This window comes from Ruegeria sp. BG6, from assembly GCF_056538465.1.
In genome coordinates, this window is record NZ_JBQFTB010000003.1 from 241,194 (window position 1) to 254,088 (window position 12,895).

Here is a 12,895-nt window from a genome sequence, read left to right on the forward strand (position 1 = left end):
CCCAACCAATTTACGGTGTCAGGCAAAACCCTTGGCTGAAATGCTCAGGCTGCCTTGTCCAGTTCAAAGGCATCATGCAGTGCCTGAACAGCAAGTTCCATGTATTTCCGGTCGACCAGAACAGAAATCTTGATCTCGGAGGTTGTAATGACCTTGATGTTGATCCCCTCATCCGAGAGTACCTTGAACATTTTCGCAGCCACACCTGATTGCGAACGCATACCGATGCCGACAACCGACACCTTGCAGACGTCATTGTCAGTGACCAGCTCGGCGTAGTTCAGCTCGCCCTTTTCCTTGATGGCATGCAATGCCTTTTCGGCGCGGGCAACCTGGTCGGTCGGGCAAGAGAACGTCATGTCGGTCCGGCCTTCGTCCGAAATGTTCTGAACGATCATGTCGACATTCACGCCTTCGTCGCTGAGCGCGGTGAAGATGGTCGTGGCGATGCCGGGGCGGTCGGCCACGGACACCACGGTCATTTTGGCTTCGTCGCGGGAATAGGCCACACCGGCCACAACATTGGATTCCATGATATCCTCCTCGTCGCAGACCAGAGTGCCGGCCTCGTCGGATTGTTCTTCGAAACTTGAAAGAACGCGCAGTTTCACCTTGTAACGCATGGCCAGTTCGACCGAACGGGTCTGCAAGACCTTCGCCCCCAGCGAGGCCAGTTCCAGCATCTCTTCGAACGCGATCCGGTCCAGCTTGCGCGCTTTTTCACAGATGCGCGGATCCGTGGTGTAAACCCCGTCCACGTCCGTATATATGTCGCAGCGTTCGGCATCGAAGGCTGCGGCAAAGGCCACTGCCGTGGTGTCCGAACCACCCCGGCCCAGCGTGGTGATCCGATCCTCGGGGCTGATGCCCTGAAAGCCTGCAACCACGGCAACCTTCATGCCTTCGGCGAATTTCTGGTTGATGTTGCCGGTCGGAATGTCTTCGATCCGGGCCTGACTGTGCGCGCTTGTGGTCAGCAGCGGAACCTGCCAGCCCTGCCAGCTGCGCGCGGGCACGTCCATTTCCTGCAGTGTCAGCGCCATCAGGCCAGCAGTAACGTTTTCCCCTGAAGATACGACTGCATCATATTCGCGCGCGTCGTACAACGGCGATGTTTCGTCGACCCAGCCCACCAGTTCGTTGGTCTTGCCCGACATGGCCGAGACAATGACGATCACGTCATAGCCCTTTGCCACTTCAACGCCCACGCGCTTGGCCGCGCGGCGGATGCGGTCGAGATTGGCAACCGAGGTGCCACCGAATTTCATCACGAGTACGGGCATGGGGGCAGGTGTCTCCGCGCCTTATATTTCTGGTCCCGAGCCTCATAAGCGAGGGGGGGCGCAAGGGCAAGGGCGCAAAGATGTCCTGATTGGCGCGCAGGCCGACTTTACAATGGGTTCCTGCAGTGCCAGCCTGCGTCTGACACATCCTTCACGAGGTTTTTTTCATGTACCGTCTTGCTGCTGCCTTTGCCCTTTTGTCCTCGTCTGCTCTTGCACAATCCGCGACACTGGCCGGAACCGATGGCAAGAACGCATTGGGCACCGTTCCCTGCGCCGCCATTGCCGGTGAACCTCTGCGCTCGTGCAACGCCGAGCTGCGTCGCCGAGACGATGGAACGGCGACATTGGCCGTGCAACTGAGCACCGGCGAAGTGCGGCAGATCTATTTCACCAATGGCGAACCGGAATCCAGCAGCTCGACATCGAAAATAACCTCCGAAACGCGTGGCGACATGATGGTGATCTTCATCGATCCCGGCGAGGTTTACGAGATTCCCAAGGCGGCACTGGCCACTCAGTAAGGGTGCGCCTGACCGTCATAGGTTTCAAAACACCCTGAACTGTCCAGGTTCAGCGTGTCGAAACGTTCGATCAGGCCCTCAACGGCGTGATCCACGGTGATGGCGGCCGCCAAGCCCCCCATATCGGTCTGCACCCAGCCGGGGTGATAGATGCCGACGGCAATACCGTCGCCCTGCAGATCTGCCGCCAGATTCCGCCCCAGATTCAGCGCAGCGGCCTTGGATGCACGATAGATATAGCTGCCACCAGGCGCGCGCGTGTGCGAAGCCATTTGCGAAGACAGAATTGCGATCCTGCCTTTGGCCGCACGCAGGTTCGGCAACAGGGACTGGACCGTCAGAAAGACGCCGGTGACATTGGTCGCGAATGTCTGCGCCCACATGTCTGCCGGGTATTCTTCGATGCCATGTCCTTTGTCGAGATAGACGCCTGCATTGCAGATCAGCAGATCAACAGGTTGACCAATCAGCCGTTCAGCCATGGCAGCGTGATGAGCGGGTTCTGCGACGTCCAGCTTGATCTGCGCACTGTCATCGCGCGCGGTTCCGATGACGTTTTCACCCCTGTTCCGGTACCTTTCGGCCAGAGCCTTTCCAATACCGCGATTGGCCCCGGTGATCACAACCCGCACGGGTCAGTTCGTCTTTCGGCTGGGAACAAATGGCAGCGGGGCGACCGGAACACCGTCTTCGATCAGGGCCTTGGCCTCTTCTGCCTTGGCCTCGCCATAGATGGCGCGGTCGGGCGCTTCGCCCAGGTGAATCTTGCGGGCCTCGGATGCAAAATCCTTGCCGACGTAATCCGAATTCTCTTCCACCTGGCGGCGCAGTTGCGTCAGGATCTTTTCGATCTCAAGCGATGGTTTTGCAACATTGATCGGCGCGGGCACGGCCGACGCGGGTTCCGGGCGCGCCACGGCATTGCGGGCGGGCCGGACGCGGGGGGTCATGATCGCCTTTTCCACCTGCACACAGCCGCAGACCGCGCATGTCACCATGCCCGCAGCTGCAAGTTTGTCGTAGGCGGCGGCCGATTGAAACCAACTTTCAAATGTATGGCCGTTGCTGCATTTCAATGCGTACTGAATCATGTTTCGCCCAAAATACGAGTTACAAAATAGATACCGACCAATACCGTAATATCAAGCCCTTCCGGCCAGAAGTTGGCAGGGATATTGCCCAAAATCTCGCAACAATACGGAAAGTTCCGGCGAATTGACCCTTAAAGCAGCCTTTTCCGGAATGCACCATTCCCGCTTTCGCTCGTCGCTTTCCGGGAATTCCGAAGCCAGTGAGCTTACCAGCATCGCGAACACATCAACTTCGCACAGAAGTGTCCGTTTCTTGGAACGGTGCTTGATGTAAGTATACCGCCCCATCGCCTTTCTGTCGCACCGACCGACAGCGCCCGCTTCTTCCCACGCCTCCCGCTCGGCAGTTTCTGACGGGCTGAGCCCCAGGATTGGCCAGCCTCTGGGTATGATCCAGCGCCCGGAGCGGCGGGTAGTGATTAAAAGGATCTCGGGCCGGTTTTGATGGATCCGGTAGCACAGTGCTGCCGCCTGTGTATGGACAGGACAAGCCCCGGCCTTGCGCCGAGAAGTTGGCGAATGCTTCGCGTTGTTCACGCTACCGCCTTTCAAATGATATTAACGCCTGTTTTTCAGACCGAATTTCTGCTCTTATTTTGGGTCTGCTGAGGGTAGACATACCACATGATGCGGTACTTACCAAGCGGGACTGCAAAAGTCGGGCGTTATTTCATTCGCGAAGCCAAGCGGCGCACAAGTTCGTCATGCGGGATGTCAGCATCCACCGCCAGTCGGCGCAATCCGAAATGGACACGGGCAATCTGTTGATAGTAACGGGAATAGACATAGTTCGCGCTGCCTCCGGCCAAAGCACCCAGAACAGGAATGGACTGGGCCGCCAGTTTCTGGCCCAGAACCACCGCCAGGCGCGGTGCAACCGCCGCGATCAGGCGCTGCATGGCCGGTCCGGTCAGCGTCAGGCGCACGGAATAGAACCCCAGATCAGCCCCGTCATCATCTGACAGGGGCCCTGCGGCAGACAGAACCCGGACGCAATCGAATTTCACACCTTCCTCGGACGGATCAAATCCTTCGCGGGCAGCGGCCCCCTGAATGGCACGCAGCAGCATGGCCGTTGTCGCGGGCAGCTCCATCAGGGCCGTCGACAGACCGCCCATACCACCTGCCGCTCCCATGGCCGTGCTGACGACGGTGTTCACCCAAGGTTGCTGGTCGGGTATCGCCCGGCGCGATCCTTCTGCGGCATGCATGGCAATCCAAAGCGCCTGCTCCGTCGCGCCGGTCAGACCCAGACGCACGGGCTCAGGCAACTGATCCAGCAGAGATTCTGCTGATCCGCCAAGCGCATTAAGCAGTTTCACAGCCGCGCCACCGGCGGACCGGTAATGCGCTGCAAGCCGATCCAGTTCAGCGTCGGCATCCAGTTCTTCTACAAGAACCACGTTCTGCATCTGCCTCCTCCTCAGTCAGAAAGATCGGCATTCAGCAGGGCCGTTTCAATAGTTCAGCGGGTCCAGCGTGATACGAGGCCCTGCACCCCGCCCCATTTTCCGGGCACAAGTTCCAGCCCCAAAACACGGTCAGGATTGGTTGGCGGCGGCATTTCCACATGCTTCAGCAGCGAAAAACCAAACCGCGAGTAATAGGGCGCGTCCCCCACCAGCATGACCCGCGCCCAGCCTTTCTCGCGCCCGGCCTGCAACCCCTCGTGGATCAGGAAACCGCCAAGACCTTCGCCCTGATGGGTCGGGTGAACCGCCACTGGACCCAGCAACAATGCATCATGATCGCCGACATGGACCGGCCAGAACCGAATCGCACCGGCCAGAATACCCTGCCCGTCGCGGGCAACAAGCGACAGGCCCGCCACCGGTGGCACGTCATCGCGCAGACGATAGGAAGACAGAGCCTCGCGACCGGGGGCAAAGCACAGGTCATAAAGCGCCTCGACCTCCCACCAGTCATCCGGCTGTTCCGGCCTGATCTTGAATTGCTGCACGCTCGCCCTCTTTTCCTTGCTGGAATTCGCCCTAGCACTTCGATACGCCTTGGGCAAACGCTTGGAGACCTTGATGTTCTATCGCCCCGAAGACGGCCACGGCCTGCCGCACAACCCGTTCAACGCCATCATCACCCCCCGCCCGATCGGCTGGATTTCGACGCGCGATGCGGAAGGGGTCAACAATCTAGCGCCCTATTCCTTCTTCAACGGGGTTGCGTACACGCCGCCTCAGGTAATGTTTGCCACAACCGGCACCAAGCATGACCAGGACGGCGGCAAGGACAGTATTGCCAATATCGAGGCCACCGGCGTTTTCTGCGTGAACGTCGTGGCGCATGCCCATCAGGATGCCATGAATGCCAGTTCGGCAGGTCTGCCGAAGGAAATTGACGAATTCGCCCATGCCGGGCTGACACCGATCAAGTGTGAAACCATCCCCTGCGCCCGGATCAAGGGCGCGCCTGCGGCACTGGAATGCCGGTTAACGCAGATCGTAATCCTGCCCGGAGAGGCCAACCGGGTGGTGTTCGGAGAAGTCATCGGTGTTCATCTCGATGACGCGCATATCCGCGACGGGCGATTTGACGTCACCTCGTTCAAACCGCTGGCCCGTCTTGGTTATCGGGACTACTCGGTTGTTACCGAGCTGTTCGCGCTCGAACGCCCGGACGATTGAGACCGCACACAAAGGGAGGCGCTGCCCCCGCCGCGGCAAGCCACGCCTCCCCCGGGATATTTTCGGCCAGGTGAAGAAACGGATCCTTCATTCATCTGGCCCCAAATATCCCGGAGCGCGAGGCAGAGCCTCGCAAAAAATCAGTGGCTGCCCAATATGCCGGTACGGACCGAATAGTCGACCGCCAGTTCATAATCCGGGTCGTCGTCGCTATCGACCATCAGATGTCCGGCCTTGTTGAGCAGTTTGTGGCAATCCCGGCTCAGATGGCGCAACATGACCCGCTTGTCTGCCGCCTCGTATTTGGCCGCGATATTCTCGATGGCCTGCAAGGCGGACTGATCCACAACGCGGCTTGCGGCGAAATCAATAATCACGGTTTCGGGGTCGTTCGGCACGTCGAAGATTTCAAGGAAGCCTTCCGACGACCCAAAGAAAAGCGGCCCCTGAATTTCATAGACCTTGGCGCCTTTTTCAGTCTCGGAATCGCGGGTGACCGCATGGATGCGTTTGGCGTTGTTCCAGGCATAGGCCAGCGCCGAGACAATCACGCCGACGACAACGGCGACCGCAAGGTCCTCCATCACTGTCACGACGGTGACCAGTACGATCACAAACGCGTCTGTCAGAGGCACTTTGCGCATGATTTTGAACGAGTTCCACGCAAAGGTGCCGATCACGACCATGAACATCACACCCACCAGTGCCGCCAGCGGGATCTGTTCGATCAGGGGGGCGGCAAACAGGATGAACACCAGCAGGAACAGGGCGGCCGCGATCCCCGCGACACGTGTACGCCCTCCGGATTTCACGTTAATCATCGACTGGCCGATCATTGCACAGCCGCCCATGCCGCCGAAGAAACCGGTCACGACGTTGGCTGCGCCCTGCGCGATACATTCCTGCGATGCGCCACCGCGTTTGCCTGTTATCTCGCCCACGAGGTTCAGGGTCAGAAGGGATTCGATCAATCCGATCGCGGCCAGAATGACTGCATAGGGCAGAATGATCTCGAAGGTTTCCCAGCTCAACGGCACCATCGGGATGTGGAAGGCGGGCAAGCCGCCTTCGATCGAGGCCAGATCGCCGACGCGCGGCACGTCCAGCCCAAAGCCGATCACCAGTGCGGCGACAACCACGATGCCAGCCAGCGGGGCCGGCACAATACGCGTGATACGTGGCATCACCCAGATGACCGCCATGGTCAGAGCAACAAGACCCAGCATGGTATAAAGTTGCATGCCCGACAGCCATTCACCGCCGCCCATGCCATGGCCGGTGTTTTCCATGGTTCCCGGCACCTTGAACTGCCCCATCTGGGCCAGAAAAATCACAATCGCCAGTCCGTTCACGAAGCCAAGCATCACCGGATGCGGCACCAGTCGGATAAACCGCCCCCAATGCATCGCCCCCGCAATGACTTGCAGGATACCCATCAGAACAACCGTGGCGAACAGATACTCAACCCCGTGCTCCGCCACCAGCGCGACCATGACCACAGCCAGAGCGCCGGTTGCACCCGAGATCATGCCGGGACGACCGCCGATCAGAGCGGTGATCAGACCGACAAGGAACGCGGCATACAACCCGACCAGGGGGTGTACGCCAGCAACGAAAGCAAAAGCCACGGCCTCGGGCACCAGTGCCAGGGCGACGGTCAGCCCCGAAAGCAGCTCGATCCGGATACGCGACAGGGTGAAGCCTTCGTCCGGCATCCAGCGCAGATCGGGTATGGCAAGGCGATTGGCAAAACTTGCCAGCAAGGCTCGGGGCATTGGACGGTCCTGTCGGTTTTGATGGTTCGCGCGAAGCGCGCCTTGTACCCGCCATTTCCCCCGCGAGGTACAGCATCTGGCGGGAACCTGCCATGCGCTGAGCACATAGCGAGATCACGGTCCACAGGGTCAGGCGCACAATCGGTTGAAACCACTTGTCAAATGGCCGCTGGCGGCTCAGAAATTTCAGGAAAGAAATTTTGGATCGGAGAAGCGACGTGACCCAGACAAAGATTGCCGTCATTGGCGGTTCGGGCATTTATGACATTGACGGGCTGGAAAATGCACAATGGGTCAGTGTCGAAACGCCATGGGGGGCACCGTCGGACCAGATTCTGACCGGATCGCTTGAGGGGATCGAGATGGCGTTCCTGCCCCGGCACGGACGGGGGCATGTGCATTCGCCGACCGAGGTGCCCTATCGCGCCAATATCGACGCGCTCAAGCGGCTGGGCGTGACGGATGTGATCTCGGTGTCGGCCTGCGGTTCGTTTCGCGAACACATGGCGCCGGGGGATTTTGTTATTGTAGATCAGTTCATTGACCGAACTTTTGCGCGCGAGAAGAGCTTTTTCGGAACCGGCTGCGTGGCCCATGTCAGCGTTGCCCATCCCACCTGCCCGCGTCTGGGCGATGCGTGCGAGACCGCAGGCAAATCGGCAGGCATCACCGTGCATCGCGGCGGCACCTATCTGGCGATGGAGGGGCCGCAGTTCTCCTCGCTGGCGGAATCGAAGATGTATCGCGAGCATTGGGGCTGTGATGTCATTGGCATGACCAACATGCCCGAGGCCAAACTGGCCCGCGAGGCCGAGCTTTGTTACGCATCCGTTGCCATGGTCACCGACTATGACAGCTGGCATCCGGATCACGGCGAGGTGGATGTGACCACGATCATTGCCACCCTGACCGGCAATGCGGAAAAGGGCCGCGCGCTGGTCAAAGGGTTGCCGGCCTTGCTGGGGGCCGAGCGTGCGCCCTGCCCGCATGGCTGCGACCGGGCGCTGGAGTTTGCGATTCTGACCGCACCGGAAAAGCGCGACCCGGCCTTGCTGGCCAAACTGGATGCGGTCGCCGGGCGGATCCTCTGACGTCAGTTTTTTGTCAGGCTTTGTTCGACCATGTCCCAAAGGCCGCGCGACCAGAGATCGTTATGCGTACCGTCGGGGATCACATGAAGCTGCGCCGTATCCCCGGCCAGAGCCGCCAATGCCTCGGCGTGATGCAGCGGGATGGTTTCGTCCGTAGTGCCGTGGAAGATCAGTGTCGGCACGGCAACATCGTCGATGATGTCCCGCGTCGCGAACTGATCTTTCATCAGGGTTGAGACCGGCAACCAGGGATACCGCTCTGCCGCGACGTCGACCGTTGCGGTAAACGGCGCCTCAAGCACGAGCAGTCTGGCATCCGGGCGCTGTTCGGCAACCGCGGCCGCGACCCCGGTTCCAAGGCTTTGGCCGTGCAGGACAACGGTCTCGCCAGCGCTGCTCAGCCTGTCGAACAGGTGCACCCCGTCGGAAATCAGCGCCTGTTCGGATGGCTCGCCCCCGCTTCCGGGAAACCCGCGATAGCTGGGCGCAAGCAGCCCGTATCCGCTGTTCAGGATTTCGCGAAACCGTTCGGACCGGTCACCAAGGTTCCCGGACTGGCCATGAAAGAACAGAACGGTCGGCGCGCCGTCGATGGCCGGAGGCGCGCTCCAGGCCGTCAATACCGTGCCATCGGACATCGGCAGCGAGATCACATCGACATCCGCCAGCCCGATGGCAGCAGGTTCGGGCAGTTCGCCCTCGGGCTTGAACAGCAAGGACTTCTGGTTGAGGTACATGTAGCTGACCACGCCGATGTACAGAACGGCCCCGGCCAGAACGAGCCCGGTCAACGCGCGCCGGATCCGGGTGATACCCGGTACAGCAGCTTTTGCATCCGGTTTTGCGTGTTGGGTCTGTACCATTGGTCCCTCCGACACTCAGGCTTGCATTACAGGTCTGACGCTTTGAGCCGTATTTCAAGGCTCGGGTACAGTGCTTTATTGAATCTTAATCTGTTGCCACGAAGCCAGCCAGCGCAGGTTTCGCACTTTACATGGTTGAAACGCGCGGCGACCTCTCCATGTTGACGAAGATTATCGTGTGGCGGCAAATATTTAGCCGGCCACCGCCAAATGTGAGGACCGATGACACGTCTCAAGGCGCTGGATGCCGCCCGCTACTTGGCCTTTTGCGGCATGGTGCTGGTCAATTTCCGAATTGCAGCCGGCGTGGAACCGGGCCGTGACTGGGCCTCGGCTCTGGTCGATGCGCTTGAGGGGCGCGCGGCTGCGCTGTTTGTGGTGCTGGCTGGGGTTGGCATCGGGTTGTCGCAAATTTCTGCCAGTCTGCTGTTGCGCCGCGCCGCATTTCTGTTCGGGCTAGGCCTGATCAACATGACCGTGTTCGACGCGGATATCCTGCATTTCTACGCGCTGTATTTTGTTGTCGGCGTGGCGTTCCTGACCGCCACGACGCGCGGCTTGTGGCTGGGTGCGTTGGGGATTGTCGCACTGTCTGTGCTGGCGATGCTCGGTTTCGACTATGACCGTGGCTGGGACTGGGCCACCCTGACCTACACCGACCTGTGGACCTTGCCCGGGTTCCTGCGCAACGCGCTGTTTAATGGCTGGCATCCGGTCCTGCCGTGGGCCGCGTTTTTGCTGATCGGGATGGCGATCGGGAGGACACAGTTGCAAACCCTGTGCATTCAACATCGCCTGATCATCTGGGGTTTCGCCGCCGCCGTTCTGGCGCTGTTTCCGCAAATGCTGATCCACGAACCCGAACTGATGGCCTGGCTAGGCACCGAATCCATCCCGCCCGGTCCGTTCTATGTCATGGCGGGCGCGGGGACGGCATGTCTGATTATCGGGCTGTCACTCAAACTATGGCCCGTGATCGAGCGGGCAAAACTGGCCCCTGCCCTGGTGGCGCCGGGCAAGCAGAGTCTGACCCTGTACATGGCACATATCCTGATCGGGATGGGCATTCTTGATGAGGTCGGATTGCTGGACGGTTCCCTGACCGCGCCGCAGATCGTCGGATACGCACTGCTGTTCTGCGCCGCATCGTCGCTTTTTGCCCTGATGTGGTTCCGCCGCTTCAAGCGGGGCCCGCTTGAGGCGCTGATGCGATGGGCAACCGAACCACGTAAGGCTTGACGGCAACCGCGCGGCAAGTCTTTCTGTGAGACGAAATTACAGGATGCCTCATGTCGACAGATCTATGGCTGGCCTTTGTCGCCGCTTCCACCGCCCTGCTGCTGATCCCCGGGCCGACGGTTTTGCTGATACTCAGTTACGCCTTGTCGAAAGGGCGCAGTGTCGCCGTCGCCTCGGCCACCGGCGTGGCGCTTGGCGATCTGCTGGCGATGACGGCATCCTTGCTGGGACTTGGGGCGCTGGTTCTTGCCTCGGCCGCCTTGTTTTCCGTTCTGAAATGGGTCGGGGCGGCCTATCTGGTCTGGCTGGGTATCAAACTGCTGCGCAGCGCCCCGTCAGGCGGGCTGAACACCGTCCGCACCGAACGCGAAGTGACGGCGCGCGGCGTTTTTGGCCATGCGGCGGCCGTGACGGCGCTGAACCCCAAGTCCATCGCCTTTTTCATCGCTTTTGTGCCGCAGTTCCTGCGCCCGGATGACCCGCTGGGCCCGCAGTTCACGATCCTGATTGCTACATTTGTCGGGTTGGCCTGGCTGAACGCGCTGGCCTATGCGCTGCTGGCCGACCGACTGCGCCTGATGATCGGACGTGCCAATGTCATCACCGCCATGACCCGGTTCGGCGGATTGGCGTTGATCGGAATGGGATTTGCAACCGCCATTCTGCGCCGCCCTGCCTGACGCTACCCCTCGGCGTGTTCCTTCATGAACCCACGAATGAAGCGTCGGATTTCGCGCGCGGCCGAGGTGTCCAGCTCTTTGCATAACTCAACAAAAGCGTCACGCTCATCCCTGTCCAGCCGCAGGACCAACTGACTGTTTTTCCTGGTAGAACTCTTACCGATTTTCTGTGCCACGCGCCCGGACCTCGTCAAATTCTTGGTTCCCTTAGCTGTGCATTGTATATACATTGCATAGAAAGTGTAGATATCGCATGCATAGCAGTAAAACAGCACGTGTATCAATGAACCTTAAAGTCGCTCAGGCCTCTCTTCTGAAAGATCAGCGCAACTGGCGCAAGCCGCATCTGTCGTGGCTGCCTGTGGGCTTTTACCGCTACTACGGCCTTCCCAAAGCGCTGCCAAAGCGCCGCAGGTGAGCCCGAAAAGCTAAACTTTGCTTGCGTGAAAGGCACGGATAGGCCAAACACCCCGCGTAGCACGAGGCAAGGGGTCGCGCATGCCCAAACACACTACGGTCAAGGATTATATCCGCACCATCGTTGATTTTCCGCATGAAGGGATCATGTTCCGGGACGTCACCACGCTGTTTGCAGACCCGCGCGGGTTTCGCATGGCCATCGACCAGATGCTGCACCCTTATGCGGGCGAGCAGATCGACAAGGTCGTGGGACTTGAGGCGCGCGGATTCATCCTGGGCGGAGCGATAGCACATCAGCTGAGCGTCGGATTTGTCCCGATCCGCAAGAAAGGCAAGCTGCCCGGTACCACGATCAGCCAGGACTACAAACTGGAATACGGCGAAGCGATCGTCGAAATCCATGACGACGCCATTCAGCCCGGTGAAAAAATCCTTGTCGTCGATGACCTGCTGGCCACCGGCGGCACCGCCGCTGCCGGCATCAAGCTGATCGAACGGCTGGGCGGCGAGATCGTGTCATGCTCGTTCATCATCGACCTGCCCGATCTGGGCGGCCGCAAGGTGCTGGAAGGCATGGGCATGGATGTCCATGTCCTGTGCGAATTCGAGGGGCTGTGAGCCTCGCTTCAATCACAAAACCGTGAATGGAAATATGCGACCGCGCCGGCTTAGCGCGGTTCACGTTGTGTTCAACCCAAACTTATCAACATATTCAGTGATCTCTTTTTGAGAGCAGCGCGTAGCCCGGTAGATGCCAACAACGGCATACCATCAAGGGATTACAGAACATGTTTCGCAAACTCGCAATCGCCGGCGCAGCAAGCCTTTTCGTTGGAACAGCTGCTTACGCTGACGGTCATTCCAAGGACATCGTTGACACAGCGGTCGGCGCCGGAAGCTTTGAAACCCTCGTCGCAGCCGTTCAGGCCGCCGAGCTTGTCGACACGTTGAAAGGTGAAGGGCCGTTCACCGTCTTCGCCCCCACAGACGAGGCGTTTGCCGCCCTGCCCGAAGGCACGGTTGAGACTCTGCTAAAGCCCGAGAACAAGGACCAGCTTGTCGCCGTTCTGACCTACCACGTGGTGCCCGGCAAAGTGATGTCCGGTGACCTGTCCGACGACATGAAAGCCGCAACCGTTCAGGGTGGCGAGGTCACGATCGATCTGGACAATGGCGTTATGATCAACGATGCCAACGTAGTTCAGGCCGATATCGAGACGTCCAATGGCGTCATCCACGTTATCGACAAGGTGATCCTGCCTGGCTCATAAGTGCAGTGCGCGGCCCGTA

Annotated in this window: 18 protein-coding genes; 8 read left to right on the forward strand and 10 right to left on the reverse strand. The window is 59.7% G+C overall.

The genetic code is table 11. The features are described from left to right. Window positions 1-44 precede the first annotated feature (44 nt). A complete protein-coding gene (locus ACR0JW_RS08145; protein ID WP_170678080.1) occupies window positions 45-1,283 on the reverse strand; it encodes an aspartate kinase in 1,239 nt (412 codons plus the stop codon). A 167-nt stretch (window positions 1,284-1,450) separates the two neighbouring features. Between ACR0JW_RS08145 and ACR0JW_RS08150 the strand changes: the two genes are divergently transcribed. Continuing rightward, window positions 1,451-1,807: a hypothetical protein gene (locus ACR0JW_RS08150; RefSeq protein WP_170613206.1), complete on the forward strand. Its 357-nt coding sequence runs from the start codon at window positions 1,451-1,453 to the stop codon at window positions 1,805-1,807. On the opposite strand, the gene ACR0JW_RS08155 is transcribed toward ACR0JW_RS08150, so the two are convergent. The 5 genes from ACR0JW_RS08155 to ACR0JW_RS08175 form a co-directional block, all read right to left on the reverse strand. Further along, window positions 1,801-2,439 carry an SDR family oxidoreductase gene (locus ACR0JW_RS08155; RefSeq protein ID WP_170678082.1) on the reverse strand — a complete coding sequence of 213 codons (639 nt, stop codon included), beginning with the start codon at window positions 2,437-2,439 and terminating at the stop codon, window positions 1,801-1,803. The genes ACR0JW_RS08150 and ACR0JW_RS08155 overlap by 7 nt on opposite strands. Before the next feature lie 3 nt (window positions 2,440-2,442). Next, on the reverse strand, window positions 2,443-2,898 hold the full coding sequence (locus ACR0JW_RS08160) for a DUF1178 family protein (RefSeq protein WP_170678084.1): 456 nt from the start codon (window positions 2,896-2,898) through the stop codon (window positions 2,443-2,445). A 51-nt stretch (window positions 2,899-2,949) separates the two neighbouring features. Continuing rightward, window positions 2,950-3,435 (reverse strand): NUDIX hydrolase, encoded by a 486-nt coding sequence (locus ACR0JW_RS08165; RefSeq protein WP_170678086.1) that lies wholly within the window; start codon window positions 3,433-3,435, stop codon window positions 2,950-2,952. A gap of 128 nt (window positions 3,436-3,563) precedes the next feature. Beyond that, the gene (locus tag ACR0JW_RS08170; protein ID WP_480713800.1) at window positions 3,564-4,310 is read right to left on the reverse strand and encodes an EcsC family protein; all 747 of its coding nucleotides are present in this window, start codon (window positions 4,308-4,310) and stop codon (window positions 3,564-3,566) included. A 53-nt stretch (window positions 4,311-4,363) separates the two neighbouring features. After that, window positions 4,364-4,858 carry a GNAT family N-acetyltransferase gene (locus tag ACR0JW_RS08175; RefSeq protein ID WP_170678090.1) on the reverse strand — a complete coding sequence of 165 codons (495 nt, stop codon included), beginning with the start codon at window positions 4,856-4,858 and terminating at the stop codon, window positions 4,364-4,366. A 73-nt stretch (window positions 4,859-4,931) separates the two neighbouring features. Between ACR0JW_RS08175 and ACR0JW_RS08180 the strand changes: the two genes are divergently transcribed. Further along, complete coding sequence (locus ACR0JW_RS08180; RefSeq protein WP_170678092.1) at window positions 4,932-5,537, forward strand: flavin reductase family protein; 606 nt, start codon at window positions 4,932-4,934, stop codon at window positions 5,535-5,537. A 140-nt stretch (window positions 5,538-5,677) separates the two neighbouring features. On the opposite strand, the gene ACR0JW_RS08185 is transcribed toward ACR0JW_RS08180, so the two are convergent. After that, the gene (locus tag ACR0JW_RS08185) at window positions 5,678-7,312 is read right to left on the reverse strand and encodes a SulP family inorganic anion transporter (protein ID WP_480713801.1); all 1,635 of its coding nucleotides are present in this window, start codon (window positions 7,310-7,312) and stop codon (window positions 5,678-5,680) included. A gap of 218 nt (window positions 7,313-7,530) precedes the next feature. On the opposite strand from ACR0JW_RS08185, the gene ACR0JW_RS08190 reads away from it, so the two are divergent. Beyond that, entirely contained in the window at window positions 7,531-8,403 is an 873-nt protein-coding gene (locus ACR0JW_RS08190) for an S-methyl-5'-thioadenosine phosphorylase (protein ID WP_170807779.1), read from the forward strand. A 2-nt stretch (window positions 8,404-8,405) separates the two neighbouring features. On the opposite strand, the gene ACR0JW_RS08195 is transcribed toward ACR0JW_RS08190, so the two are convergent. Next, window positions 8,406-9,266, reverse strand: coding sequence for an alpha/beta hydrolase (locus tag ACR0JW_RS08195; RefSeq protein WP_170678097.1), 861 nt, complete (start codon window positions 9,264-9,266; stop codon window positions 8,406-8,408). Window positions 9,267-9,488: 222 nt separating this feature from the next. Between ACR0JW_RS08195 and ACR0JW_RS08200 the strand changes: the two genes are divergently transcribed. Both ACR0JW_RS08200 and ACR0JW_RS08205 read left to right on the forward strand, forming a co-directional pair. After that, the gene (locus tag ACR0JW_RS08200; RefSeq protein ID WP_170678099.1) at window positions 9,489-10,505 is read left to right on the forward strand and encodes a DUF418 domain-containing protein; all 1,017 of its coding nucleotides are present in this window, start codon (window positions 9,489-9,491) and stop codon (window positions 10,503-10,505) included. A 50-nt stretch (window positions 10,506-10,555) separates the two neighbouring features. After that, complete coding sequence (locus ACR0JW_RS08205) at window positions 10,556-11,185, forward strand: LysE family translocator (protein WP_170678101.1); 630 nt, start codon at window positions 10,556-10,558, stop codon at window positions 11,183-11,185. A 2-nt stretch (window positions 11,186-11,187) separates the two neighbouring features. Here the strand turns inward: ACR0JW_RS08205 and ACR0JW_RS08210 are convergent, their stop codons facing one another. Further along, entirely contained in the window at window positions 11,188-11,361 is a 174-nt protein-coding gene (locus tag ACR0JW_RS08210; RefSeq protein WP_170678103.1) for a hypothetical protein, read from the reverse strand. Window positions 11,362-11,468: 107 nt separating this feature from the next. Between ACR0JW_RS08210 and ACR0JW_RS08215 the strand changes: the two genes are divergently transcribed. Both ACR0JW_RS08215 and ACR0JW_RS08220 read left to right on the forward strand, forming a co-directional pair. Then, entirely contained in the window at window positions 11,469-11,603 is a 135-nt protein-coding gene (locus ACR0JW_RS08215; protein ID WP_480713802.1) for a hypothetical protein, read from the forward strand. An 80-nt stretch (window positions 11,604-11,683) separates the two neighbouring features. After that, on the forward strand, window positions 11,684-12,223 hold the full coding sequence (locus ACR0JW_RS08220; RefSeq protein WP_170619414.1) for an adenine phosphoribosyltransferase: 540 nt from the start codon (window positions 11,684-11,686) through the stop codon (window positions 12,221-12,223). 153 nt (window positions 12,224-12,376) lie between these two features. On the opposite strand, the gene ACR0JW_RS08225 is transcribed toward ACR0JW_RS08220, so the two are convergent. Continuing rightward, window positions 12,377-12,523 (reverse strand): hypothetical protein, encoded by a 147-nt coding sequence (locus ACR0JW_RS08225; protein WP_480713827.1) that lies wholly within the window; start codon window positions 12,521-12,523, stop codon window positions 12,377-12,379. Between the two features lie 29 nt (window positions 12,524-12,552). Between ACR0JW_RS08225 and ACR0JW_RS08230 the strand changes: the two genes are divergently transcribed. Further along, a complete protein-coding gene (locus ACR0JW_RS08230) occupies window positions 12,553-12,876 on the forward strand; it encodes a fasciclin domain-containing protein (RefSeq protein ID WP_480713828.1) in 324 nt (107 codons plus the stop codon). The last annotated feature ends 19 nt before the right edge of the window (window positions 12,877-12,895 follow it).

Bases quoted from the DNA above. Each gene is read 5' to 3' on its own strand.
- ACR0JW_RS08145 (WP_170678080.1), bottom strand. From the start codon at position 1,283: ATGCCCGTACTCGTGATGAAATTCGGTGGCACCTCGGTTGCCAATCTC.
- ACR0JW_RS08150 (WP_170613206.1), top strand. From the start codon at position 1,451: ATGTACCGTCTTGCTGCTGCCTTTGCCCTTTTGTCCTCGTCTGCTCTT.
- ACR0JW_RS08160 (WP_170678084.1), bottom strand. From the start codon at position 2,898: ATGATTCAGTACGCATTGAAATGCAGCAACGGCCATACATTTGAAAGT.
- ACR0JW_RS08170 (WP_480713800.1), bottom strand. From the start codon at position 4,310: ATGCAGAACGTGGTTCTTGTAGAAGAACTGGATGCCGACGCTGAACTG.
- ACR0JW_RS08180 (WP_170678092.1), top strand. From the start codon at position 4,932: ATGTTCTATCGCCCCGAAGACGGCCACGGCCTGCCGCACAACCCGTTC.
- ACR0JW_RS08185 (WP_480713801.1), bottom strand. From the start codon at position 7,312: ATGCCCCGAGCCTTGCTGGCAAGTTTTGCCAATCGCCTTGCCATACCC.
- ACR0JW_RS08195 (WP_170678097.1), bottom strand. From the start codon at position 9,266: ATGGTACAGACCCAACACGCAAAACCGGATGCAAAAGCTGCTGTACCG.
- ACR0JW_RS08200 (WP_170678099.1), top strand. From the start codon at position 9,489: ATGACACGTCTCAAGGCGCTGGATGCCGCCCGCTACTTGGCCTTTTGC.
- ACR0JW_RS08205 (WP_170678101.1), top strand. From the start codon at position 10,556: ATGTCGACAGATCTATGGCTGGCCTTTGTCGCCGCTTCCACCGCCCTG.
- ACR0JW_RS08215 (WP_480713802.1), top strand. From the start codon at position 11,469: ATGAACCTTAAAGTCGCTCAGGCCTCTCTTCTGAAAGATCAGCGCAAC.
- ACR0JW_RS08220 (WP_170619414.1), top strand. From the start codon at position 11,684: ATGCCCAAACACACTACGGTCAAGGATTATATCCGCACCATCGTTGAT.